Source organism: Streptomyces sp. NPDC040410 (assembly GCF_055595715.1).
Map to the genome: position 1 here is coordinate 259,799 of NZ_JBVIVK010000011.1, position 22,636 is coordinate 282,434.

A 22,636-nucleotide genomic window follows, 5' to 3' on the forward strand; every position below is an offset into this window, starting at 1 on the left:
GGACCCGTCCAGGCCGAAGACCACCACCCAGCCGAAGGGCCGCGCCCCACCCGACAGCACGCCCTCACCGCAGACCACCCGCCAGCCGAAGGCCGCGCATTGGGCGTTCTAGCCCGACGGCCGAACCACAGCCGAAGGCCAAGCCTCAGCCGACGGGCCCGCCCCGGCCGAGAACCACACCCGACCTCGGACGGCACCCCGGCCGAGAACCACACCCGACCTCAGACGGCACCCCGGCCGAGAACCACACCCGACCTCAGACGGCACCCCGGCCGAGAACACCCGACCTCAGACGGCACCCCGGCCGAGAACACCCGACCTCGGACGGCACCCCGGCCGAGAACACCCGACCTCGGACGGCACCCCGGCCGAAGCCGCGTCCAAGCCGAAGGCGACGTCACAACTGTCATGCGCCGGCTAGGCATAGCTCCGGACCGGTGCCGGGCCGATCGCGGAGGCGATCGCGTTCGCCAAGGGGGCGGCCTCCTCGGGTGTCAGGGTCGAGACGGTGATCCGGATACCGGGCGGCGCGCTCATCCGAAAGCGGGCGCCGGGTGCGACCGCCCAGCCGGCGTGCAGCAGCCGGGCGACGGCTCCGGTCTCGTCGGGCACGGGGATCCACACGTTCAGGCCGCTGCGGCCGTACGCCGCGACCCCGCGTTCCGAAAGCGCCCCGATCAGCAGGTCCCGGCGCCTGCGGTACGCGTCCGCCACCGCCGGTGTGTCCAGGGTGCCGTCGGCCCACAGCCGTACGACGGCCCGCTGCAGGATCCGGCTCACCCAGCCGGGCCCGAGCTGCTGACGCCCGCGGACTCGGTCGACGGTGACGGCGTCACCGGTGAGCAGGGCTAGCCGCAGGTCGGGGCCGTAGGCCTTGGCGACCGAGCGGACGAACGCCCAACTTCGGGTGACGCCGGCCAGCGGGTGCAGTGGCAGGTCGACGATCCCATGGCCGTGGTCGTCCTCGATCAGCAGGGTTTCCGGGTGTGCCGCGAGGACGGAACGCAGGGCACGCGCGCGCGTGGCGCTCACCGCGGCGCCCGTCGGGTTCTGCGCGCGGTCGGTGACGATCATGGCACGGGCTCCGGCCTGCAGGGCCCCGCGGACGTCGTCGGGGAGCGGCCCCTCGTCGTCGACGCCCACGGGGGCCGTGCGCAGCCCGAGCGCCGGGACGAGATCGAGCAGGCTGCCCCACCCGGGGTCCTCGACGGCGACGGTGTCCCCGGGCTTGAGGTGGGCCGCGAGGACGCGCTCGATGGCGTCGAGCGATCCCGAGGCGACGGCCAGGGGCCCGTCCGGCACCCCGTCGGCGTCCATGTCTGCTCGCGCACCGCGCGCCAGCGCCGGTTCCACCGAGGCGTCCCCGTACAGCACCGGTTCCCGGTCGGCCAGTTCGGCGGCCGCCGCGAACGCCCCCGCGAGCGACGGCAGCAGCGCCGGGTCGGGGTTGCCGTTGGACACGTCACGCACACCGTCGGGCACGTCCACCCGGATGTGTTCGCGCCCCGTGGTGGCCGGCTTGGGCCGCACCCTGCTGCCGCGGCGCCCGGCGGTCTCGATGACCCCGCGCTCGCGCAGGGTGCGGTACGCGGCCGCGACGGTGTTGGGATTCACGCCCAGCTCGGTCGCCAACTCCCGCATGGGCGGAAGCAGTTGCCCGGGATCCAGGTCACCGGCCCCCACCGCCCGCTCGACGCTTGCCGCGATCTCTGCTGCGCGCCGGCCTTCGATCCGATATCCTCCTAGCACAAAGCATAGTATGCACTAGTGCAATGGAGATCGCAATGCAGGGGACCCAGCAGCCGACGTCGCAGCCCGCCGCCTACACGCCGACCGACCGGACCGTCCCCACGCGCTCCCCGAACCGGGCGTCGTACGACCGGGAAGTGGTGCACGCGATACTCGACGAGGCCTACGTCTGCCACCTGGGCTTCGTCCGTGACGGCGGGCCGGTCGTACTGCCCACGCTCTTCGCCCGGATCGGCAACCGGCTCTACGTGCACGGCTCGACGGGCTCGCGCCCGCTGCGGATGACCGGACAGGCCGACCCCGGGCTGCCGGTATGCCTCACGGTCACCCACGTCGACGCGCTGATCCTGGCCCGCTCGGCCTTCCACCACTCGATCAACTACCGGTCCGTGGTCGTGCACGGCGTCGCCCACGACGTGACGGACCCCGAGGAGAAGCGGGTGGCCCTGGACGCACTGGTCGACCACGTCGTACCGGGCCGGTCCCGTGACTCCCGGCCGGCCAACAAGAAGGAACTGGCCGCCACCGCGGTGATCCGTCTCGACCTCGACGAGGTCTCCGCCAAGATCCGCACGGGCGGAGTCAACGACGAGCCCGAGGACCTCGCCCTCCCCCACTGGGCCGGCGTCGTGCCGCTGCGCAAGGGCTACGAAACGCCCGTCGCCGACGCCGACCTGGCCGCCGGCACGGAGGTCCCCGGTTACCTCAAGGCCCTGTGATGCTCATCCATCCCTGGGACGCGCCGCGCGACGACTCCGAGTGGCAGCGGTGGCTGGCCGCCCACGACTTCGGGCAGCTCGCCGTCAACGGCCTGCCGGGCGAACCGCCCCACGTCCAGCCCCTGCACTTCGCCTACGACGCCGAACGCTGCGAGGCCGTCACGCATCTGGCCCGTCCTCATCCCCTGTGGCACGCGTTGGAAGCGGACCCGGACGTCGTGCTGAGCGTCGCCGACGACTATGTGTACGTCCCCGGGCCGTGGCAGGCCGCGCCGACGGGCCCGCCCGAGCACGGCACCCCGACCAGCCTGTACGCGGCCGTGCAACTGCGTTGCCGGGCCCATGTCGTGGACGATCCGGCCGAGAAGGCCGACCTGCTCAACCGGCAGGTGGGCCACTTCCAGCCGGAAGGCGGTTCCGCGCGGGCGGCGGTGGGCGAGGGGCCGTACGGCCGGATGCTGCCCGCCATCCGCGGTCTGCGCCTGGAGGTGGTCGGCGTACGGGCGAAGTTCAAGTACGCGGGCAAGAGGCCCGAGGCGGTCCAGGACCGGATCGCGGCCGGGCTGGCGGCCCGGGGTGGTCCCCGCGACGCAGCGGCGCTCGAGCACCTGCTGCGCAGGCGCGGGTCGTAGGGGGCGCGTGCCAAAGTCCGCGGGCGGCACCGTTCGGCCCGGCACCGTGCCGGGCGTGCGTTCCGGGGCCCGCCTCAGGCGGCCGGAGGCGGGAGAACGAGTGCGGTCGAATGCATGATCAGCAGCCTAGGCGGCGGTCCTGCGGGCCGACGACTCCCTTTCGGTGCCGCCGCCGGCCACCGGCTCGCCGGAGCCCCTGGCAGGCGCCGACGACTGTGCGATGAACGCGCCCCCGAGAACCACCACGCCGCCGATGACCTGCGGCGCCGAGAGGTGCTCGCCGAGCAGGATCCAGGCGAGGACGGTGGCGATGACCGCCTCCAGACAGGCCACAACGCCGGCGACCTGCGGTGAGAGCCTGCGCACCGCGAGCACTCCGGTGACGTAGGCGAGGACGGTGGCGATCAGCACGATCCAGGCCAGCAGCAGACCGGCGGCGACGGGGGTGCCGTCCATGTCCGCTGTCCGCGCGAGCACGGACCAGTCCATGTGCCAGGGCCGGGCGACGGCGGTCAGTACGACGGCCCCGACCAGCAGGCCGTACGCGATGACCCCGAGCGGGTCCGGGGCCCGCTCGCCCAGGGCGGTGCCCTGGTCGGACAGGACGAAGTAGCCGACCTGGCAGCAGGCGGCGCCGAGCGCGAGCAGGAGGCCGAGGGCGTCGAAGTTCAGGCCCGACCAGACCTCGACGACACAGGCGAGTCCGCCGGCCGCGAGGACCACACCGAGCGCGGCGGCTCGGGTCACCGGCCGCCGCTGCACGAACCGGACCCAGCCGAGGACCAGGGCCGGTGCCAGGTACTCGACGAGCAGCGCGACCCCGACGGGGATCCGGGAGATCGCGGCGAAGTAGCAGGCCTGGACACCGGCGACGGCGAGCAGTCCGAACGCGGCGAGCAGTGCGGGGCGGCTGCGCAGCAGCGCGCGATGGCGCACGGCGACCGGCAGCATCACGAGCGCCGCTCCCGCCACCCGCAGCCACACCACGTGGAGCGGATCGAGTCCCGCCTCGATCAGCGGCTTGGCCGCGACACCGGATCCGCCGAAGGCGAGCGCGGACGCCAGGGCGAGGCCCAGCCCGACGCCCCTTCCGCTGTTGCCCCGACTGCAGTCTGACGTATGCACCGGCACATGATGACAGGCCATGACATGAGCGTCACCCCCTATGACACCTGTCTCACCGGCTGGACGGCGCTACCGAGGGCTTCAGGGGCCGGACGGCGCCACCGATGGGAGCCGCCCCCTCATTGGCGGGCCTCGCCGCCGCCCGCGTATTCCTCGCAGCGGTCCTCGATCCGGCCGGAGAGTTCCCCGGCGTCGGTCCCGGCGCGGGTGAGGACCTCGACGGCCCGCGCCTGGCGGTCCACGACGATCGCGGCAAGGAGGTCGACGCCCCGGGGCGGTTCACCGTCCCGCAGCGCAGCGCGTGCACAGGCGTACTCCAGCGCAGCCGCGGCCAGCGGCGAGAAACCCGCGGCCTGCGGCACCACGGGCACGGCACCGGAGTCCTCGACCGTGCCCTGCCAGCGCAAGCCGTAGCCGATGCTGCGTTGTACGAGGTAGCCGAGCAGACGGGCCATCCGGGGTCCGCCGCCGAAGAGGGCACGCACCTCGGGGTCGGACTCCACCAGCGAGTGCAGCAGATGTGCCGTGTCGATCTGCGGGTCCCCGTCCCGGACCGCCCGCCGACGGGCGCCGGAGAGCACCGCTGCCAGCTCCGCGCCGAGATTGGCATCGTTGTCGCGGTGGTCGCGCCGTTCCGAGCGCCGGCTGTCCTGTTGCTGGGCCGACTGCCGGGGGATTCGGGATTGCACACCCCCACCCCATCAGCCTCTGCGGATCCGGTCATCCTCGACGGGAAGCATTTTCGCGTCCCACGCAGAGTGGACGGCAGCTGCCTGAATCTCCTCCTCACGGATGAGATCACGCCGTTCTCACCCTCGGCGGCGCGCCTCCCTCCTCGCACGACGCCCTTCGTGGTCCACGAAAGACCCACACTTCCTGACGGTTCATCAGTATTGAATGTTCCAGGCCCCGCGACTACGTTCCGCGACAGCGTAGCCCGACTCGAAGAGGTGGTCGCATGGCCGAGGTCAGCGTGGAGGCACGCCTTCAGGCATCCGCGGAGAAGGTCTGGGCACAGCTCACGGACTGGTCCGCGTACGGGGAGTGGAACGCGACCCACACCAGCTTCCCCGAGGGCGGCCCGGACACCCTCGCCGTGGGCGGCACTTTCCAGGAGAACATGAAGCTCATGGGCTTCCCCGCCGAGGTCGAGTGGACGATCGCGGAACTGGAACCGGCCCGAGTGCCGGCCATCCGCGGCAGGGGCCCGATGACCGTGGCCGTCGCCACACGGTACACGCTGACCCCCGACGGCGACGGCACGGCGGTCCGTATCGACGGCGAGTTCACGGGTGCCGCCGTCTCGTTGACGGCGGGCAGAGTCAGGGACTCGGCGACCGCAGCCCTGAACGAGTCACTGCGCGAGCTGGGCGGGCTCGTGTCCTGAGGACACGCCGACGGCGGGGGCCCTGACGACAAGTCGACACGCGCACACGCGAACGCGCCCCGCGGATCACTCCACGGGGCGCCACTCGGCCCGCCGGTGTCGGCCCTTCGCCCGCCGGCGTGAGCCCTCGTCAGCCCTTCAGCCCTTCAGCCCTCGTCAGCAAGGATCAGGTACAGCTTCTTGCGGGCCTCGTTGACGACGGTCAGCGCCTTCTCGCGCTGCTCCTTGCTGCCGGTCTTCCAGACCTGACCAAAGGCTTCCATCAGACCGAAGCCGGCCTGCCGGATCTCACCGAGGGCCTCCCAGTCGACGCCACGAGCGGCTTCCTCCCAGGGCGCTTCCGGACCCTCGCCGGCCGCCGTGCGACCGGACTCCGTGAGTGAGAACAGCTTCTTGCCGCCCTCGGTCTCGCTGGCGATCAGCCCCTCGTCCTCCAGCAACTGAAGGGTGGGGTACACCGAGCCGGGGCTGGGCTTCCACGCCCCGCCGGTGCGCTCGGCGATCTCCTGGATCATCTCGTAACCGTGCATGGGCCGGTCCTTGAGCAGGGCCAGGATCGAGGCACGTACGTCACCCCGCCGCGCCCTGCCCCTGGGTCCGCCACGCCCCCGGTGCCCCCAGGGGCCGGAGCCGAAGCCCGGTCCGCCGAAGCCGAAGCCGGGACCACCGGTGCCGCCACCGGGCCCACCCGGCCCGAAGGGCCCGAATGCCGCACGCCGTCCGTCGAAGCCGTCCCGGCCACGCCGGCCAGCGCCGTCCTGTCGACGTCCATGTCCACGCTCGTATCCATGGGTACGCATCGCCATCACTCCATTCCATCGTTGATCTGTCGCGATGCGTCAACGATATATCGGAACTGTTCGGAGGACAACCCCCTCGCCCAGGGAGCGCTCCCCGCACACCCAGCCGCTCGCCAAATGGGGCCAGGTTCACCGAATTGGCCTTGGTCAGGCGGGCCACGCGCGACCTAGCGTCGTCGCATGCGCATCCGAATCGTCGACGCCTTCACCGACCGCCCCTTCGCCGGCAACCCGGCAGGGGTTCTGCTCCTCGACACCGCCTTCCCTGACGAGGACTGGCTCCAGAACGTGGCCATGGAGGTCAACCACGCGGAGACCGCGTTCGCCCACCGTCTGCCCGCGGGAGGGGAGGCGGACTGGGCGCTGCGCTGGTTCACGCCCGCCACCGAGGTCGCCCTGTGCGGGCACGGGACGCTCGCCACCGCCCACGTCCTGCACACCACCGGCGCCCACCAGGGTTCGGTGCGGTTCGCCACCCGCAGCGGCGTCCTCATCGCGACGCCCGGCGAGGACGGCTCGATCACCCTGGATTTCCCGACGGCACCGCTCACCCTCGTCGACGTCCCGGACGGAGTCGCCGAGGCCCTGGGGGCCGAGCCGCGCACCGCCTTCGACACCGGCCCGAACGTCGGCGACCTGCTGGTCGAACTCGCCGACGAGAAGACGGTGCTCGGCCTCTCTCCCGACCACAAGGCCCTCGCCGCCTACTCCGAGCGCGGCATCATCGCCACGGCCCGAGCCGAGGATCCCGCCCGGGGCTACGACTTCGTCTCCCGCTGCTTCTTCCCGAAGATCGGCATCGACGAGGACCCTGTCACCGGCAGCGCCCACACGGCTCTGGCCCCCTACTGGTCCGAGCGCCTCGGCCGCCACGACCTCACCGGGCTGCAGGCCTCGCCCCGCTCCGGCCTGGTCCGCACCCGGCTGCGCGGCGACCGGACCCTGCTCACCGGCCACGCGGTGACGGTGATCGACGGGGAGCTCTTGGCCCCACAGCACACCTGACAGCACAAGAGGGGCGTACGAAGCACTCGTACGCCCCTCTTGACCTCTTGTGGCCGCTCACGCCGTGGGCAGCCAGCCCACCTTGCCGGCCAGCAACGCGTACCCCACGAACGCCCCGACATCCAGCAGGGAATGTGCCACCACCAGGGGACCCACCCGGCCCCAGCGCCGGTACAGGTAGACGAACACCACCCCCATGGCCATGTTCCCGACGAACCCGCCGATGCCCTGGTAGAGGTGGTAGGAGCCGCGCAGCACGGAACTGGCCACCAAGGCGGTGCCGGGCGTCCAGCCGAGCTGGCCGAGCCGGCGCAGCAGATAGCCGACGACGATGACCTCTTCGAGGATCGCGTTCTGCAGCGCCGAGAGGATCAGCACCGGGTATTTCCACCACACGTCGGGCAGCGCCTCGGGCACGACCGTGAGGTTGAAACCCAGCCCGCGGGCCGCCAGATAGAAGGCGATTCCGATGCTGCCGATCACCGCGGCGATTCCGGCCCCGCGCCCCAGGTCCGGCCAGGGTCGAGTGCGGTCGAAGCCGAGGGTGCGCAGACTCTGCCCCTCCCGCAGCAGGAAGTGCGCGACAAGGGCCACGGGCACGAGTGCCGAGGCGATCCCGAAGAGCTGCCAGGCGAGATCCAGCCAGGGACGGCCCGGCGCGGCCGAGGCGTTGAGCGTGGCGGCCTGGTCCTTGAGGCCCCCTGGTTTGGTGACCGATCCGACAAAGCTGATCAGGGCGGACACACCGCTCGCACCGAGCGAAAGCCCCAGAACGAGCAGCGTCTCGTCACGGAAGATCCGCCGCGAGGGCCCCTCCGGAGGAAAAGAATCGGCCACCGGGCCCGCCTCCGCCTGCACACCTGCCTCCAGTTGAGTCATCCCGCCTCATCCCACCACTGCCCCACTACGGTCTCGAACGAAGTTACGAAACTCGTGCGCGACAGGCCCCTGGGGAACGGACGCCGCACGCGGGCGTACCTCCCCTTTTGCTTTTGCATGCCTTACGGCGTATTGCGGCACGGGGTTCAACAGGGAGGGGCACCACCGTCATGGGACGTCACAGCTTGCCCGATCAGTATGGGGCGGGCGGAAGCGACCCCGTATTCGCGCGCGCCGCAGTACGGTGATCGTCGCCACGGTCCTCGTGCTCACCGTCGCCGGGGGCACGGCCGCGGCGAAGCAGGCCCGCGCGGCGAACACCACCCCCGGCGGGCGCAGCGTCGCCGCCACGGTCACCGCACGCGAGTCGTACAAGGTCAACTCGTCGGCACGGAGGACACGCGCAGGGCTCACCCGTCGGCACGGAAGACACGCACAGGACTCACCCCGTCGGCACGAGGACGCGCGCAGGGCTCACTCACCCCGTCGGCACGGAGACACCGCAGCAGCGGCTCACCCCAGCGGCACCGGCTCCAGCAGCCCCACCGGCCAGGTGTGCACGGGCTCCCCGGCGTGCATCAGCTCGCGGTAGCGCCGGGTCGTGGCGGCCAGTGCGGCATCCCGCGGCAGGCCCGTCTCGAGAGCCCGGTGGAAGGTCGCGGCCTGCCAGGTCGCACCGTTGACCCTGCGTCGGCACCGCTCCTCGATCACACCGAGGTACAGATCCCGGTCGGCGGGCTCCACCCCCCACGCGTTCAGTCCGGCCTCGGCGAGCGGCAGCAGTTCGTCGCGTACGAGGCTGACGGCGTCGACCTCCGCGGTGCCGCCGTACCGGCCTCGCCGGGGCCAGGCCAGGCGGGCGTCGATGCCGCTGCGGCACGCGGCGTCGAAGTTGGCCGCGGCCGCCTCGAACGGCATCCTGCTCCACACGGGCCGCGACTCCTCGGCGAGGGCGCGGACGACGCCGTAGTAGAACGCGGCATTGGCGACGACATCGGTGACTGTGGGGCCGGCGGGCAGTACGCGGTTCTCGACGCGCAGATGCGGTACGCCGTCGGCGATGCCGTACACCGGGCGGTTCCAGCGGTAGATGGTGCCGTTGTGCAGGACCAGTTCGGCGAGCTTCGGAACGCCGCCCGCGTCGACCACCTCCAGCGGGTCCTCGTCGTCGCAGATCGGCAGCAGGGCCGGGTAATAGCGCAAATTCTCCTCGAAGAGGTCGAACGCCGAGGAGATCCACCGCTCCCCGAACCAGGTGCGCGGTCGCACCCCCTGGGCCTGCAGTTCGGGAGGCCGGGTGTCGGTGGACTGCTGGAACAGCGGGGGCCTCGACTCGCGCCACAGCTCGCGGCCGAACAGGAAGGGCGAGTTGGCGCCGACGGCCACCTGGACGGCGGCGACGGCCTGCGCGGCGTTCCACACGTCGGCGAAGCGGGCCGGGGTGACCTGCAGGTGCAGTTGCACCGAGGTGCAGGCGGCCTCGGGCGCGATGGACTTCGAGGTGCAGGTGAGACGCTCCACGCCGTCGATGTCGAGCACGAAGTCCTCGCCGCGGGCGGCCACGATCTGTTCGTTGAGAAGGGCGTAGCGGTCGACGTCGGAGAGGTTGGAGGAGACGAGGTCGTCCCGGTCGAGGGTCGGCAGAATGCCGATCATCACGATTCCCGCGTCGAGCTCGCCCGCTTTTCGGTCGGCATATGCCAGGGAGGTGCGGAGCTCCTCGGCGAGCCCGTCGAATACCCGCCCGCCGAGTCGGTGTGGGGCTATGTTGACTTCCAGGTTGAACATGGCGAGTTCTGTCTGGAAGTCGCGACTCGCGATGCGTTCGAGGACCTGTGCATTGAGCATCTTCGGCATGCCGTCGGCTCCGGTGAGATTCAATTCGATCTCCAGCCCCATCAGGTTCTTCGGGCGATCGAACCGCTTCTCGGCCAGGAGTCGTTCCAGCCCCGTCAGGTTCCGCCGGAGCTTGTCGCGGTAGCGCTGACGATCGGACAGGTCGAACGGACCAGCCACGACCTTCTCCCCCATCGAAGCGTCCCTCCTCGGATGGGCGGGCCGGATCCGGCCGCCGGTGTGCGGGTCAGGTGGGATGATGCCCAGCGAAAGCGATCGATAACGTCCCGGCGAGCCCCCGTCCCCGCTACTCTGTCGGAGGAGACCGGCGGCACATTCACGAGGCATGGAGCACCGTGCAGTTTCGAGTGCCCCGAGGAACTCGTGAAAAACGCCGACGAGAATGGGCCGACCGCTTGCCGGGCATTTTCCGAGGTCATCGCGGCACGGTCGGCCGGAAATCGGGATCATTCCCGCGAATCGACGACCGAATAGACCCTTGCTAGGGGCACCGGAAACGGCTAGACGAAACACCGCCTGAACACCTGTCGTATAAACTCCGCGAACAAGGCAGAAGGCCGGTGCCCAAGGTTCTTCTGATCCTGCCGCCCAGATGACGTACGGCAGGGCTCACCCACACCACGCGTACCCCGATCAGGGCACCCGTCTCTCTGTCCCCGTGAGCTGACAGCGCCGTCCGCCCCCGCCCTCGCGCCATCGTGCCTGTCGAATGAGAGGCGACCCACCATGCCGCTGCATGTCCCCCCGGCTCCCGCGCCCGCCCTTCGCTCCGTCCTCACCGCACTGGGTTCCCCCACCGCGGTCCGCGAGGCCCGAACTCCCTCCTTGCTGCACGCTCAGGGACCCGCCACGCCGGAACTCCCGCTGCCCGTACACGTACTGGACCAGATCAGCCCAGCGGGCGTCCCCGCCACCCGGCTGGCCGGGTGGCGCTTCCTGATCCGCTGCGGCGACCGCGCGGTGGCCGCGGCCGAGACCATGCTGACCCCCGACGGCTGGGCGTTCTCGCACTTTTTCGAGGGTCCCTACATCGCCTCCACCGAGCGTGCGCTGCGCCAGGCGGAGACCGTGCAGCAGTCGTACCAGCCGCGCCTGCTGTCGGTCCCCGGCCTGTACATGCTCACGCTCTGGCTGCACGGCGACACCACCGCGGACGGCGCCACCGGCCACCCCGCCGCCACCGATCTGCTGGTCCCACTGGCGCCGGCACCACCCGGCATCGCCGCCCACAGTCCGCACGCGGTCGCCGATCTGCTCCCGGTGCTCACCCTCCGGGTCACACCCGCGCCACTGCTCTCCGCCTGACACCTCACGGCGCGACGGTATTCGTAGCCCGCTGCCCGGAATTCCGGGCAGCGGGCTATGAGGTTCTTGACAGTGCACCTACGCTCGTACGGGATTGCCGGGACTCCCCCGAACCGCCGCCTGCTCGTACGAGCACTTTATGGCTCTAACGAGCCGGAAAGCGTCTCTGACCAGTCCGGACTAGCCCTATCCGGCCACCGTGAACCACCCGAAGTGACAGGGCAGTTGGGATGAACCATCCGCGCGGGTGATGCGTCATCAACCTGTGAGAAGCGGTGCTGCGAAATCCCTGCGGATTGACGCCCGTGGGGCAACACTGGGTTCGAACCGGCTTATCACAACGGGGGGCGGCCATGAACGACGCATCTAGCCGCGAAACACGCACGACAGCCATCTCACACGTCACGACAGAGCGAAAGATCCCACCAATGTGCCAACACCAGCCACCGTGTCCCACAGCCCACTCCGCCGACCGGGAATCCGCCCGCCTCGTGGCGCACCACCCGGAGCAGGGATGGAGTCTGCTGTGCAACGGCGTTCTGCTCTTCGAGGACACCGGTGAGCTCCTGCCCGACGGCCAGATCATCGCGCCGCACCGCCCGATGTGCGCCGGCCAGGTGATGACAGCCGCCTGAGCAGTGCCGGGCGGCCCACCGATCCGCCCGGAGACACAAGGGGCCGGCCGGCAGCATCGACTGCGCACCGGCCCCGACGCATGTCCGGGGATGGTCACTCCACGTAACTTCTCGTGCCGGATCCCGTTCGCGTACGTGCCCCTTTCCCTACGCCCGCTCTCCGTCGGGGCCGTTCTCCACCAGCTCGGGCGACCGGACTCTTGGCCGCTTCAGCGCCTTGCGGATGGCGAAGTAGGCCTGCCTAGGAGCCAGTTACTCGTCCCATTGCGGAAGTCGCCCAGGAAACACAGGAGTTGACCGACGATATCGCCGAGGCGGGTGGCACGCCGCTGCGCCCTCAGGCCGGTGACGCACCCCGCGCATGCTGCTGCCCGCGAAGCCCGCCCGGTGGCGCTCGCGAAGCCGGTGTCTCTCCTTCGCGAGTACGACGACGGAGCGGCCCCCGGCCTCTCGTCGGTCAGCGACGACAGCTGGGCCGCGTCGGCGCCCTCGGCCCCGGTGGCACCGTGCACCGGCACGAACCCCGCCGCGTGCCGGTTGCCGGTTTCCGGTTTCCGGTTTCCGGTTTCCGGTTGCCGGTTGCCGGTTGCCGGTTGCCGAGGTTGATGGTGCCGGTTCACCAGATGGTGCCGGTTCACCACCGTGAGCAGGAAGACGATGCCAGACCGCACGCCCTTGACGCGAATCATCCGGATCCGGCCACGGCAGGCGGGAGTTGACGCACCCGGAGAGGGTTTGACGGGGTCTTGACGGCACCCCTGGCGTAAACACCCAGCGTCACGGCACCCGTTCCGGATCCGCCTCTGACAGCGCCGCATCCAGTCTTAACGCAAGCTTGACGCGGACGGCGCCCTCCTCCATGGGCCCAAGCGTCACTCTCCGCTTACGCTGTTCCCGCCGTCCGTGTGATGGCCGGAACCACACACTGAGCCGCACACCAGGAGCCGTCCGATGGCCACCACCGAGCACCCCCCGCCCAGTCGCCTGCGCTCGTGGATGCTGGAGGGCCTGTCCGACATGGGCAAGGGCGGCGACCACCAGCGGCCCCCGGCCGAACCCGAGACCGCGCACAAGGGTCAGCGCTGGTGGCGGGTCATGTGCCTGACCGGCGTCGACTACTTCTCCACGCTGGGCTACCAGCCCGGTATCGCGGCTCTCGCGGCCGGTCTGCTCTCCCCCATCGCGACCATCGTCCTGGTGATCGTCACGCTGGCGGGCGCCCTGCCCGTCTACCGGCGGGTCGCCGAGGAGAGCCCCCGCGGCGAGGGCTCGATCGCGATGCTCGAGCGGCTGCTCTCCTTCTGGCAGGGCAAGCTGTTCGTCCTGACCCTGCTCGGCTTCGCCGCCACCGACTTCCTGATCACCATCACCCTGTCCGCGGCGGACGCCTCGACCCACCTGGTCGAGAACCCGCACCTGACCAGTGCCCTGCACGACAAGGAGTTGCTGATCACCCTGGTCCTCGTGGCACTGCTCGGTGCGGTGTTCCTCAAGGGCTTCCTGGAGGCGATCGGCGTCGCGGTCGCCCTGGTGGGCGTCTATCTCGCGCTCAACGCCGTCGTCGTGGTCGTGGGTCTGTGGCACGTGATCACCGCGGGCCATGTGGTCACCGACTGGTCCAGCGCCCTGACCGCGGAACACGGGAACGTCTTCGTCATGGTGGGCGTGGCCCTGGTGGTCTTCCCGAAGCTCGCGCTCGGCCTGTCCGGTTTCGAGACCGGCGTCGCCGTCATGCCGCACGTCGAGGGCGACCCGGGCGATACCGAGGAGAAGCCCACCGGCCGGATCCGGGACACGAAGAAGCTGCTCACCACCGCCGCACTGATCATGAGCTGCTTCCTGATCACCACGAGCTTCATCACCACCCTCCTGATCCCGGAGAAGGAGTTCGAGGACGGCGGCGATGCCAACGGCCGCGCGCTCGCCTACCTGGCGCACGAGTACCTCGGCAACGCCTTCGGCACGGTCTACGACATCTCGACCATCGCCATCCTCTGGTTCGCCGGCGCCTCCGCGATGGCCGGTCTGCTCAACCTGATGCCGCGCTACCTGCCCCGCTACGGCATGGCCCCCCACTGGGCACGCGCCGTGCGACCCATGGTCATCGTCTTCACCCTCGTGGCGTTCCTGGTCACCTGGATCTTCGACGCCGACGTCGACGCCCAGGGTGGCGCGTACGCCACCGGTGTTCTGGTCCTGATCAGCTCCGCCGCCATCGCGGTGACGATCGCCGCCCGCAAGGCCGGCCAGCGCAACTGGACCATCGCGTTCGCGGTGATCTCGGCGGTGTTCCTGTACACGACGGTCGTGAACGTCATCGAGCGCCCGGACGGCGTGAAGATCGGCGCCTGCTTCATCGCCGGCATCATCCTGGTCTCCCTGCTGTCCCGGCTGGCCCGCGCCTTCGAGCTCCGTGTGACCAGCGTGACGCTGGACGACATGGCGGAACGTTTCGTCCGCGACGTGGCCAGCCGCAAGATCCGGTTCATCGCCAACGAGCCCGACCAACGGGACAAGGCCGAGTACCACGACAAGATCGAGCAGATCCGGGAGGACAACGACCTCCCCGGCGAGGACTTCGTCTTCGTCGAGGTCACGGTTCTCGACCCGTCCGAGTTCGAGGCCGGCCTGACGGTGCGCGGCGAGGTCCTTCACAACCGCTACCGCGTCCTGACCCTGGAGTCCTCCTCCATCCCCAACGCCCTGGCCGCCCTGCTCCTGCATGTCCGCGACTCGACCGGCTGCATCCCCCACATGTACTTCGAGTGGACCGAGGGGAACCCCTTCGCCAACTTCCTGCGCTTCTTCCTCTTCGGCCAGGGCGAGGTCGCCCCGGTCACCCGCGAGGTCCTGCGCGAGGCGGAGCCGGACCGTGCCCGGCGGCCCCGCGTCCACACCGGCTGAAGCGAGGCGAGCAGCGGGGCAGGGGCAGCCGTATCAGGATCGCGTCAGGCATTCGCCGAAAGGCGTCAGAACACCGTCAGCAGGGCCGTTGCCACGCACGGCCCTGCCTACTGTCCCGCCATGCGAGGAATCGGCCCGCCGAGCCCGGAAAGCGACCGCCACTGGAGTGCCGGCGCGCGGCTGGCGACAGGCTGCGCCCTCGTCTTCGGGGCACTGTGCGTCCTCGTCGACTGGGATGGGGGCACACTGACACCACCTCGTGCCCTGCTGTGGGCGGCCCTGTCCACGGCCGTCTTCACCGTCCTCGTACCGGACCGCGTCACCGCCGGATCCGGCCGGCTGACGGTGCGCGGCCCGCTGCGCAGGCACACGGTGCGTACGGACGCGCTGGCGGCCGTCCGGCAGTACGACGGGGTCTTTGGCCACCTGGTCCTGCGGGACGTCTTCGGCAGCCGTCTGGAGCTCGACCCTCGCGTCCTGGTCGCCAACCCGCTGGTCTGGCACGAGCTCGACACCGGGGTTCGCCGCTCCCTCGAACGCGGCCACGTGCGCCAGGGCGCCGACGTACTGTGCCGGATCGGCCATCTGATCGACGACGAGACGGCGCGGTCGGTGCTCAATGCGTCGGGGATCTCCTGAACCCGCCGCTTGGCGACGGACGGGGCCACGACCCGACGATCAGCCCACATCCACGGCACCCGGTTGGTCCCCCTATCGTGATCCGCATGCAGTCCTACACGATCGGCCAGGCAGCACGGCTGCTAGGCGTGAGCCCGGACACCACGCGCCGCTGGGCGGACGCGGGCCGGGTGGCGACCCATCGCGACGACAGCGGGCGGCGGCTCATCGACGGGCGGGACCTCGCCGCGTTCTCGGTCGAGCTGGCCAAGGCGGCGGGCAGCGAGGAGGAGGCCGCCTCGTACACCTCCGCCCGCAACGCCTTCCCAGGGATCGTCACCGCGATCAAGCTCGGCGACGTGGCGGCCCAGGTCGAGATTCAGGCCGGCCCGCACCGGCTGGTCTCCCTCCTGACCCGGGAGGCCGTCGAGGAACTGGGCCTGGAGGTCGGAATGGAGGCCACGGCCCGCGTGAAGTCGACGAACGTGCACATCGACCGGGCCTGAGCGACGGGCCACTCCCGGCACGTGCAACCCCGCCAGAACGCACATGCACACCCTCACCGGCACTTGCGCCAGCTCATGCGATGCAGCACGAGACCTATGGCTCGCATATGCGCAGTATGATCGGCGTACCGGGAGAAGCTGTCGGTCTCCCCCGCTGAGCCCAGAGGAGTGGCCCCCTGATGACCCGTTCCGCTCGCCGGACCCGCCGGCCCCTGCAACTGGCCGGAGTCGGCGTCGCCACGCTGCTGGCCCTGAGCGCCTGTTCCTCCGGCGACTCGGCCTCCGGCACCGACTCCGCGGGGTCCCACTCCTCGGCCTCGTCGAAGAAGCTCTCCGGCACGGTCACGGTCTTCGCCGCCGCCTCGCTGAAGGAGAGCTTCACGACGCTGGGCAAGGAGTTCGAGAAGCAGCACCCGGGCACCAAGGTCACCTTCAACTTCGCCGGCAGCGACGCCCTTGCCGCCAGCATCACCGGCGGTGCCCCGGCAGACGTCTTCGCCGCCGCCAGCCCCAAGACGATGACGATCGTGACGGACGCGAAGGACGCGGTCGGCCCGCCCGCCACCTTCGTCCGCAACCAGCTGGAGATCGCCACCCTGCCGGGCAACCCCGACAAGGTCTCCTCCCTCAAGGACCTCACCAAGTCCGGCCTGAAGGTCGTCCTGTGCGACCAGACTGTGCCCTGTGGGGCCGCCGCCCAGAAGGCCCTGGACGCGAGCAAGCTGAAGCTCACGCCGGTCTCCTACGAGCAGGACGTCAAGAGCGCACTGACCAAGGTGGAGCTGAAGGAGGCCGACGCCGCCGTCGTCTACAAGACCGACGTGAAGGCGGCGGGTGACAAGGTGGAGGGCGTAGAGTTCCCCGAGTCGGCCGACGCCATCAACGACTACCCGATCGCCCTCCTCAAGGACGCGCCCAACGCCGAAGTGGCGAAGGCCTTCATCGAACTGGTGAAGTCCGCCGAAGGCCAGAAGGTGCTGACCGAGGCCGGGTTCCTCGAACCGTGACCTCCCCGCACGACAAGTCCGCTGCCGCGGCCGACACCCTGACGGGCGGGCCGCGGCGACGGCGCGTGCGGACGGGCGGTGGCCACGGCGTGCCGCTGCCCCTCCTGGTGCCCGCCCTGGCGGGCCTGGCGTTCTTGCTGCTGCCGCTGATCGCCCTGCTGGTGCGGGCGCCGTGGAGCAGCCTGCCGGAGCAGCTGACGAGCACCGAGGTGTGGCAGGCCCTGCGACTGTCACTGGTGTGCGCCACGGCAGCCACCGCGCTGAGCCTGGTCGTCGGCGTCCCGCTGGCCTGGCTGCTGGCGCGCACGGACTTCCCCGGCCGCGGCCTGCTCCGCGCCCTGGTGACCCTCCCGCTCGTCCTGCCCCCGGTGGTGGGCGGCGTCGCGCTGCTGCTCGCGCTCGGGCGCAACGGCCTCGTCGGCCAGTGGCTGGACTCCTGGTTCGGGATCACACTGCCGTTCACCACGGCCGGCGTCATCCTCGCGGAGACCTTCGTGGCGATGCCGTTCCTGGTCATCAGCGTGGAGGGCGCCCTGCGGGCCGCCGACCCGCGCTACGAGGAGGCCGCCACCACCCTGGGTGCCTCACGTTTCACCGCGTTCCGCCGGGTCACGCTCCCGATGGTCGCGCCGGGCATCGCCGCGGGTTCCGTGCTCGCCTGGGCGCGTGCACTGGGCGAGTTCGGAGCCACGATCACCTTCGCGGGCAACTTCCCCGGCCGCACCCAGACCATGCCGCTCGCCGTCTACCTGGCCCTGCAGAACGACCCCGCGGCGGCCATCGCTCTCAGCCTGGTACTGCTGGCCGTGTCGATCGCGGTCCTGGCCGGGCTGCGGGACCGCTGGATGACGGCGTCATGACGGCTCACCTCGGATGCCGGACGATGACGTCGACTCCCCATGGATGCCGGACGATCCCCTCGGCCCCCCTCCGATACTGGACGATCCCCTCATGACCGACACCGACGCCACCGCGACCGGCCTCAGCACCGGGGCCCCACCCTGCGAGGGCCTGGACGCCCGTCTCGTCGTCGACCGTGGTGACTTCCGCCTCGACGTCACGCTGACCGCCGCGCCCGGCGACGTCGTGGCCCTGCTCGGGCCCAACGGCGCAGGCAAGACCACCGCCCTGCGCGCGCTCGCCGGCCTCACCCCCCTGACCGGCGGGCAGCTCCGGCTGGACGGCGCCTCGTTGGACCGCACGCCGCCCGAGTCCCGCCCGGTCGGCGTCGTCTTCCAGGACTATCTGCTCTTCCCTCACCTCACCGCCCTCGACAACGTGGCCTTCGGCCCGCGCTGCCAGGGCACGGCAAAGGCGGAGGCCCGCGCCCTGGCCGCCGCGTGGCTGGACCGCCTGGGCCTCGCCGAGTACGCCGGCGCGAAGCCCCGCCGTCTCTCCGGTGGCCAGGCCCAGCGCGTCGCCCTCGCCCGCGCCCTGGCCACCCGTCCTCGGCTGCTGCTCCTGGACGAGCCCCTCGCGGCCCTGGACGCGCGCACCCGTCTGGAGGTGCGCGCCCAGCTCCGGCGCCACCTCGCCGAGTTCGAGGCCGTCGCCGTCCTGGTCACGCACGACCCGCTGGACGCCATGGTGCTGGCCGACCGTCTGGTCGTCGTCGAGAACGGCCGCGTCGTCCAGGAGGGCACGCCCGCCGACATCGCCCGCCACCCCCGTACGGACTACATCGCGCAACTGGTCGGCCTGAACCTCTACAAGGGCCATGCGGACGGCCACACGGTGCGCCTCGACGCGGGCCCCGGCATCACGACCACGGAGCTCCTCTCCGGACCGGCCTTCGTTGCCTTCCCCCCGGGCGCCGTCACCCTGTACCGGGAGCGCCCGTCCGGCTCCAGCGCCCGCAACCTGTGGCGCTGCGAGGTGGCCGGTCTGGAGACCCACGGCGACCAGATCCGCGCCGATCTCACCGGTGAACTGCCCCTCGCCGCCGACCTCACCACGGTCGCCGCGGCGGAACTCGACCTGCACCCGGGGGCACCGGTCTGGGCGACCGTCAAGGCGACGCAGACACACTCATACCCGGCATAAGGCCCTCGTGCGATTACGGTGGTGCCCCCACGGCCCACCGTCTGCGAGGCGTCCTCCATGAGCCTGAGCATCCGAAACCAGCTTCCCGGCACCGTCACCGCCGTCACGCCGGGGGAGGTCATGGCCACGGTCAAGGTCAGCCTGCTGGGCGGCCAGGACCTCACCGCGGCGATCACCCGCGAGTCCGTCGAGGAGCTCGGTCTCGCCACGGGAACCGCCGTACGGGCCCTGGTGAAGTCGACGGAGGTCTCCCTCGCCACCGGCCGGGTCGAGGGCATCTCGATCCGCAACCAGCTGCCCGGCACCGTCCGCGACGTCGCCGTCGGAGCCGCCATGGCGTCGGTCAAGGTCGCCGTGGACGGCGGTGAACTGACCGCGGCGATCACGAAGGAGGCCGCCGACGACCTCGGCCTGTCGGCCGGCACACCCGTCATCGCCCTGATCAAGTCGACCGAGGTCTCGCTCGCGACCTCGTGACGCACAGGCTCCGCCCGGGCCGTACCAGCCCGGGCGAAGCCTTTGTTCGGGCCGGACTCCCGGCGTTCCGGCCGCTCGCTCAGTCCTCGTACGCGTCCAGCGGCGGGCAGGAGCAGACCAGGTTCCGGTCGCCGAAGGCCTGGTCGATACGGCGCACCGGCGGCCAGTACTTGTCCGCGGCCGTGACGCCGGCCGGGAACACGGCGTCCTCGCGCGGGTACGCGTGCTCCCACTCACCGCCCAGCGCGGCGGCGGTGTGCGGGGCGTTGCCGAGCGGGTTGTCGTCCGCCGGCCACTCGCCCGAACCGACCTTCTCGATCTCCGCGCGGATGGCGATCATCGCCTCGCAGAACCGGTCCAGCTCGATCAGGTCCTCCGACTCGGTCGGCTCGATCATCAGTGTCCCGGCCACCGGGAACGACATCGTCGGCGCGTGGAAGCCGTAGTCGATCAGCCGCTTGGCGACGTCGTCGACGCTTACGCCGGTCGCCTTGGTCAGCGGCCGCAGGTCGATGATGCACTCGTGCGCGACCAGGCCGCCCGGGCCGGTGTAGAGGACCGGGTAGTGCGGCTCCAGGCGCTTGGCGATGTAGTTGGCGGAGAGGACCGCCACCTGCGTGGCCCGCTTGAGCCCTTCGCCGCCCATGAGCCGGACGTACGCCCACGAGATCGGCAGTATGCCCGCGGAACCCCAGGGCGCGGCCGAGATCGGGCCGACGCCCGTCTCCGGCCCGGCGGCGGGCTGCAGCGGGTGGTTCGGCAGGTACGGCGCCAGGTGCGCGCGTACACCGACCGGGCCGACGCCCGGACCGCCGCCGCCGTGCGGGATGCAGAACGTCTTGTGCAGGTTGAGATGGGAGACGTCACCACCGAAGTGGCCCGGTTTGGCGAGTCCCACCAGCGCGTTGAGGTTGGCGCCGTCGACGTACACCTGCCCGCCGGCCTCGTGCACCTGGGCACAGATGTCGGTGACGTGCTCCTCGAACACGCCGTGTGTCGACGGGTACGTGATCATCAGTACCGAGAGCCGGTCGCGGTACTGCTCGATCTTCGCGCGAAGGTCCGCCACGTCGATCTCGCCGTCCTCTGCGGTCTTCACGACGACGACCTTCATGCCGGCCATGACGGCGCTGGCGGCGTTGGTGCCGTGCGCGGAGGACGGGATGAGGCAGACGGTGCGCTGCTCGTCGCCGTTGGCGCGGTGGTACCCGCGTACGGCGAGCAGGCCCGCCAGCTCGCCCTGCGAACCGGCGTTGGGCTGGAGCGACACCTTGTCGTACCCGGTGACCTCGGCGAGCCGCTCCTCCAGCTCACGGATGAGCGTCAGATAGCCCTCCGCCTGCTCGGCGGGCGCGAAGGGGTGCAGCTGCCCGAACTCGGGCCAGGTGACCGGCTCCATCTCCGTGGTCGCGTTGAGCTTCATGGTGCAGGAGCCCAGCGGGATCATGCCGCGGTCGAGCGCGTAGTCGCGGTCGGCGAGCCTGCGCAGGTAGCGCAGCATCGCGGTCTCGGAGCGGTGCTTGTGGAAGACGGGGTGGGTCAGGTAGTCGTCGGTGCGCAGCAGCGTGTCCGGAAGGACGTCCTGCGTCGCCGCGTCCAGCGCCTCGATGTCGCCCTCGACGCCGAAGGCGGCCCACACGGCACCGAGCTGGGCGCGCGCGGTGGTCTCGTCACAGGCGATCGACACACGGTCGGCGTCGACGAGGTACAGGTTGACGCCGTTCTCCCGCGCGGTCGCGACGACATCGGCGGCGCGTCCGGGGACCCTGGCGGTGAGGGTGTCGAAGTAGGAGCCGTGGACGATCTCGACGCCGCCGGCCTCGAGCCCCGCGGCGAGGATCGTGGCGTACCGGTGCGTGCGCAGGGCGATGGCCTTCAGGCCCTCCGGCCCGTGGTAGACGGCGTACATGCCCGCCATCACCGCGAGCAGCACCTGCGCGGTGCAGATGTTGCTGGTGGCCTTCTCCCGGCGGATGTGCTGCTCGCGGGTCTGCAGGGCGAGCCGGTAGGCCTTGTTGCCGTCCGCGTCCACCGAGACGCCGACGAGCCGCCCGGGCAGGCTGCGCGCGAACTTCTCGTGCACCGCCATGTAGCCGGCGTGCGGCCCGCCGAAGCCCATCGGCACGCCGAAACGCTGCGTCGTACCGACCGCGATGTCCGCGCCGAGCTCACCGGGCGACTTCAGCAGCGTGAGCGCGAGCAGGTCGGCCGCGACGGTCACCAGCGCGCCGAGTCCGTGCGCCTGCTCGATCACCGTCCTGATGTCACGTACGGCACCGGAGGCACCCGGGTACTGGACGAGCACGCCGTTGATCTCCCGCCCGGCGACCTCGGCCGGAATGCCCTCGCTGAGGTCGGCGACGACGACCTCGACGCCGGTCGGCTCGGCGCGGGTCTCGATCACGGCGATGGTCTGCGGCAGCGCGTCCGCGTCGACCAGGAAGAGGCCCTTCTTGTTCTTGCCCATGCGCCGGGACAGCGCCATCGCCTCCGCCGCCGCGGTGCCCTCGTCGAGCAGTGAGGCACCGGAGGTCGGCAGGCCGGTGAGCTCGGCGACCATGGTCTGGAAGTTCAGCAGGGCCTCGAGCCGTCCCTGGGAGATCTCCGGCTGGTAGGGCGTGTAGGCCGTGTACCAGGCCGGGTTCTCCATCACGTTGCGCAGGATCACCGGCGGCGTGAAGGTCCCGTGGTATCCGAGCCCGATCATCGGGTCCAGGACCTGGTTGCGGTCGGCCAGCGAACGCAGCTCGGCCAGCACCTCGGACTCGGTGCGCGCGCTCGGCAGGTCCAGCGCGTCGGCGTTCTTGATCACATCCGGGACCGCGGCGGCGGTGAGCTCGTCGAGGGAGCCGTAGCCGACCTGCGCGAGCATCTTGGCCCGGGCCTCGTGGTCAGGGCCGATGTGGCGCTGCTCGAAGGGGATTCCCTGTTCGAGCTCGGAGAGCGGAATGCGATGGGCGGTCATTGCGGAGGCCTCCTGGTCTTACA

Annotated in this window: 21 protein-coding genes; 13 read left to right on the plus strand and 8 right to left on the minus strand. The window is 70.9% G+C overall.

Annotation, left to right across the window (positions count from 1 at the left end; translation table 11 throughout):
* Positions 1 to 417 precede the first annotated feature (417 nt).
* Positions 418 to 1,749 carry an aminotransferase class I/II-fold pyridoxal phosphate-dependent enzyme gene (locus ACZ562_RS23080; protein WP_471182171.1) on the minus strand — a complete coding sequence of 444 codons (1,332 nt, stop codon included), beginning with the start codon at positions 1,747 to 1,749 and terminating at the stop codon, positions 418 to 420.
* Between the two features lie 35 nt (positions 1,750 to 1,784).
* On the opposite strand from ACZ562_RS23080, the gene ACZ562_RS23085 reads away from it, so the two are divergent.
* Both ACZ562_RS23085 and ACZ562_RS23090 read left to right on the plus strand, forming a co-directional pair.
* Entirely contained in the window at positions 1,785 to 2,468 is a 684-nt protein-coding gene (locus ACZ562_RS23085) for a pyridoxamine 5'-phosphate oxidase family protein (RefSeq protein ID WP_471182258.1), read from the plus strand.
* Positions 2,468 to 3,100, plus strand: coding sequence for an FMN-binding negative transcriptional regulator (locus ACZ562_RS23090; protein WP_471182174.1), 633 nt, complete (start codon positions 2,468 to 2,470; stop codon positions 3,098 to 3,100). The genes ACZ562_RS23085 and ACZ562_RS23090 overlap by 1 nt, the downstream gene beginning before the upstream one ends.
* A 126-nt stretch (positions 3,101 to 3,226) precedes the next feature.
* Here ACZ562_RS23090 and ACZ562_RS23095 read toward each other — a convergent pair whose 3' ends face one another.
* Both ACZ562_RS23095 and ACZ562_RS23100 read right to left on the minus strand, forming a co-directional pair.
* A complete protein-coding gene (locus ACZ562_RS23095; RefSeq protein WP_471182260.1) occupies positions 3,227 to 4,231 on the minus strand; it encodes an EamA family transporter in 1,005 nt (334 codons plus the stop codon).
* A 113-nt stretch (positions 4,232 to 4,344) separates the two neighbouring features.
* Positions 4,345 to 4,914, minus strand: a complete 570-nt coding sequence (locus ACZ562_RS23100; protein ID WP_471182176.1) for a Clp protease N-terminal domain-containing protein — start codon at positions 4,912 to 4,914, stop codon at positions 4,345 to 4,347.
* 269 nt (positions 4,915 to 5,183) lie between these two features.
* Between ACZ562_RS23100 and ACZ562_RS23105 the strand changes: the two genes are divergently transcribed.
* Positions 5,184 to 5,612, plus strand: a complete 429-nt coding sequence (locus tag ACZ562_RS23105) for a type II toxin-antitoxin system Rv0910 family toxin (protein WP_471182179.1) — start codon at positions 5,184 to 5,186, stop codon at positions 5,610 to 5,612.
* Positions 5,613 to 5,758: 146 nt separating this feature from the next.
* On the opposite strand, the gene ACZ562_RS23110 is transcribed toward ACZ562_RS23105, so the two are convergent.
* A complete protein-coding gene (locus tag ACZ562_RS23110; RefSeq protein WP_471182181.1) occupies positions 5,759 to 6,412 on the minus strand; it encodes a PadR family transcriptional regulator in 654 nt (217 codons plus the stop codon).
* 180 nt (positions 6,413 to 6,592) lie between these two features.
* Here ACZ562_RS23110 and ACZ562_RS23115 point away from each other — a divergent pair, with 180 nt between their 5' ends.
* Positions 6,593 to 7,417, plus strand: coding sequence for a PhzF family phenazine biosynthesis protein (locus ACZ562_RS23115; protein WP_471182184.1), 825 nt, complete (start codon positions 6,593 to 6,595; stop codon positions 7,415 to 7,417).
* A 57-nt stretch (positions 7,418 to 7,474) separates the two neighbouring features.
* Here ACZ562_RS23115 and ACZ562_RS23120 read toward each other — a convergent pair whose 3' ends face one another.
* Both ACZ562_RS23120 and ACZ562_RS23125 read right to left on the minus strand, forming a co-directional pair.
* Positions 7,475 to 8,275, minus strand: coding sequence for a CPBP family intramembrane glutamic endopeptidase (locus ACZ562_RS23120; protein ID WP_471182262.1), 801 nt, complete (start codon positions 8,273 to 8,275; stop codon positions 7,475 to 7,477).
* A gap of 534 nt (positions 8,276 to 8,809) precedes the next feature.
* Complete coding sequence (locus ACZ562_RS23125; protein WP_471182186.1) at positions 8,810 to 10,327, minus strand: glutamate-cysteine ligase family protein; 1,518 nt, start codon at positions 10,325 to 10,327, stop codon at positions 8,810 to 8,812.
* A 552-nt stretch (positions 10,328 to 10,879) separates the two neighbouring features.
* On the opposite strand from ACZ562_RS23125, the gene ACZ562_RS23130 reads away from it, so the two are divergent.
* Together ACZ562_RS23130 and ACZ562_RS23135 are read left to right on the plus strand one after the other, a co-directional pair.
* Complete coding sequence (locus ACZ562_RS23130) at positions 10,880 to 11,458, plus strand: hypothetical protein (RefSeq protein ID WP_471182188.1); 579 nt, start codon at positions 10,880 to 10,882, stop codon at positions 11,456 to 11,458.
* Positions 11,459 to 11,886: 428 nt separating this feature from the next.
* Entirely contained in the window at positions 11,887 to 12,093 is a 207-nt protein-coding gene (locus ACZ562_RS23135; protein WP_471182191.1) for a DUF5999 family protein, read from the plus strand.
* A gap of 209 nt (positions 12,094 to 12,302) precedes the next feature.
* On the opposite strand, the gene ACZ562_RS23140 is transcribed toward ACZ562_RS23135, so the two are convergent.
* Positions 12,303 to 12,782 carry a hypothetical protein gene (locus ACZ562_RS23140; RefSeq protein WP_471182267.1) on the minus strand — a complete coding sequence of 160 codons (480 nt, stop codon included), beginning with the start codon at positions 12,780 to 12,782 and terminating at the stop codon, positions 12,303 to 12,305.
* 262 nt (positions 12,783 to 13,044) lie between these two features.
* Here ACZ562_RS23140 and ACZ562_RS23145 point away from each other — a divergent pair, with 262 nt between their 5' ends.
* The 7 genes from ACZ562_RS23145 (at position 13,045) to ACZ562_RS23175 (ending at position 19,648) form a co-directional block, all read left to right on the plus strand.
* The gene (locus ACZ562_RS23145; RefSeq protein ID WP_471182194.1) at positions 13,045 to 14,997 is read left to right on the plus strand and encodes an APC family permease; all 1,953 of its coding nucleotides are present in this window, start codon (positions 13,045 to 13,047) and stop codon (positions 14,995 to 14,997) included.
* A gap of 120 nt (positions 14,998 to 15,117) precedes the next feature.
* Complete coding sequence (locus tag ACZ562_RS23150) at positions 15,118 to 15,636, plus strand: hypothetical protein (protein ID WP_471182196.1); 519 nt, start codon at positions 15,118 to 15,120, stop codon at positions 15,634 to 15,636.
* Between the two features lie 86 nt (positions 15,637 to 15,722).
* On the plus strand, positions 15,723 to 16,121 hold the full coding sequence (locus tag ACZ562_RS23155) for a TOBE domain-containing protein (protein WP_471182198.1): 399 nt from the start codon (positions 15,723 to 15,725) through the stop codon (positions 16,119 to 16,121).
* Between the two features lie 179 nt (positions 16,122 to 16,300).
* Positions 16,301 to 17,128 carry a molybdate ABC transporter substrate-binding protein gene (gene modA / locus ACZ562_RS23160; RefSeq protein ID WP_471182201.1) on the plus strand — a complete coding sequence of 276 codons (828 nt, stop codon included), beginning with the start codon at positions 16,301 to 16,303 and terminating at the stop codon, positions 17,126 to 17,128.
* Positions 17,125 to 17,988: an ABC transporter permease gene (locus tag ACZ562_RS23165; RefSeq protein WP_471182203.1), complete on the plus strand. Its 864-nt coding sequence runs from the start codon at positions 17,125 to 17,127 to the stop codon at positions 17,986 to 17,988. Before modA ends, ACZ562_RS23165 begins: the two co-directional genes overlap by 4 nt.
* A gap of 91 nt (positions 17,989 to 18,079) precedes the next feature.
* Positions 18,080 to 19,171: an ABC transporter ATP-binding protein gene (locus tag ACZ562_RS23170; RefSeq protein ID WP_471182206.1), complete on the plus strand. Its 1,092-nt coding sequence runs from the start codon at positions 18,080 to 18,082 to the stop codon at positions 19,169 to 19,171.
* A gap of 57 nt (positions 19,172 to 19,228) precedes the next feature.
* Positions 19,229 to 19,648, plus strand: coding sequence for a TOBE domain-containing protein (locus tag ACZ562_RS23175; protein ID WP_471182208.1), 420 nt, complete (start codon positions 19,229 to 19,231; stop codon positions 19,646 to 19,648).
* Positions 19,649 to 19,727: 79 nt separating this feature from the next.
* Here ACZ562_RS23175 and gcvP read toward each other — a convergent pair whose 3' ends face one another.
* The gene (gene gcvP / locus ACZ562_RS23180) at positions 19,728 to 22,613 is read right to left on the minus strand and encodes an aminomethyl-transferring glycine dehydrogenase (RefSeq protein ID WP_471182211.1); all 2,886 of its coding nucleotides are present in this window, start codon (positions 22,611 to 22,613) and stop codon (positions 19,728 to 19,730) included.
* Between the last annotated feature and the right edge of the window lie 23 nt (positions 22,614 to 22,636).

What these genes read in the sequence shown, in the direction of transcription:
- ACZ562_RS23085 (WP_471182258.1), top strand. Translation starts at nt 1,785, where the DNA reads ATGCAGGGGACCCAGCAGCCGACGTCGCAGCCCGCCGCCTACACGCCG.
- ACZ562_RS23090 (WP_471182174.1), top strand. Translation starts at nt 2,468, where the DNA reads ATGCTCATCCATCCCTGGGACGCGCCGCGCGACGACTCCGAGTGGCAG.
- ACZ562_RS23105 (WP_471182179.1), top strand. Translation starts at nt 5,184, where the DNA reads ATGGCCGAGGTCAGCGTGGAGGCACGCCTTCAGGCATCCGCGGAGAAG.
- ACZ562_RS23110 (WP_471182181.1), bottom strand. Translation starts at nt 6,412, where the DNA reads ATGCGTACCCATGGATACGAGCGTGGACATGGACGTCGACAGGACGGC.
- ACZ562_RS23115 (WP_471182184.1), top strand. Translation starts at nt 6,593, where the DNA reads ATGCGCATCCGAATCGTCGACGCCTTCACCGACCGCCCCTTCGCCGGC.
- ACZ562_RS23125 (WP_471182186.1), bottom strand. Translation starts at nt 10,327, where the DNA reads ATGGGGGAGAAGGTCGTGGCTGGTCCGTTCGACCTGTCCGATCGTCAG.
- ACZ562_RS23130 (WP_471182188.1), top strand. Translation starts at nt 10,880, where the DNA reads ATGCCGCTGCATGTCCCCCCGGCTCCCGCGCCCGCCCTTCGCTCCGTC.
- ACZ562_RS23135 (WP_471182191.1), top strand. Translation starts at nt 11,887, where the DNA reads ATGTGCCAACACCAGCCACCGTGTCCCACAGCCCACTCCGCCGACCGG.
- ACZ562_RS23140 (WP_471182267.1), bottom strand. Translation starts at nt 12,782, where the DNA reads ATGATTCGCGTCAAGGGCGTGCGGTCTGGCATCGTCTTCCTGCTCACG.
- ACZ562_RS23145 (WP_471182194.1), top strand. Translation starts at nt 13,045, where the DNA reads ATGGCCACCACCGAGCACCCCCCGCCCAGTCGCCTGCGCTCGTGGATG.
- ACZ562_RS23150 (WP_471182196.1), top strand. Translation starts at nt 15,118, where the DNA reads ATGCGAGGAATCGGCCCGCCGAGCCCGGAAAGCGACCGCCACTGGAGT.
- ACZ562_RS23155 (WP_471182198.1), top strand. Translation starts at nt 15,723, where the DNA reads ATGCAGTCCTACACGATCGGCCAGGCAGCACGGCTGCTAGGCGTGAGC.
- modA (WP_471182201.1), top strand. Translation starts at nt 16,301, where the DNA reads ATGACCCGTTCCGCTCGCCGGACCCGCCGGCCCCTGCAACTGGCCGGA.
- ACZ562_RS23170 (WP_471182206.1), top strand. Translation starts at nt 18,080, where the DNA reads ATGACCGACACCGACGCCACCGCGACCGGCCTCAGCACCGGGGCCCCA.
- ACZ562_RS23175 (WP_471182208.1), top strand. Translation starts at nt 19,229, where the DNA reads ATGAGCCTGAGCATCCGAAACCAGCTTCCCGGCACCGTCACCGCCGTC.
- gcvP (WP_471182211.1), bottom strand. Translation starts at nt 22,613, where the DNA reads ATGACCGCCCATCGCATTCCGCTCTCCGAGCTCGAACAGGGAATCCCC.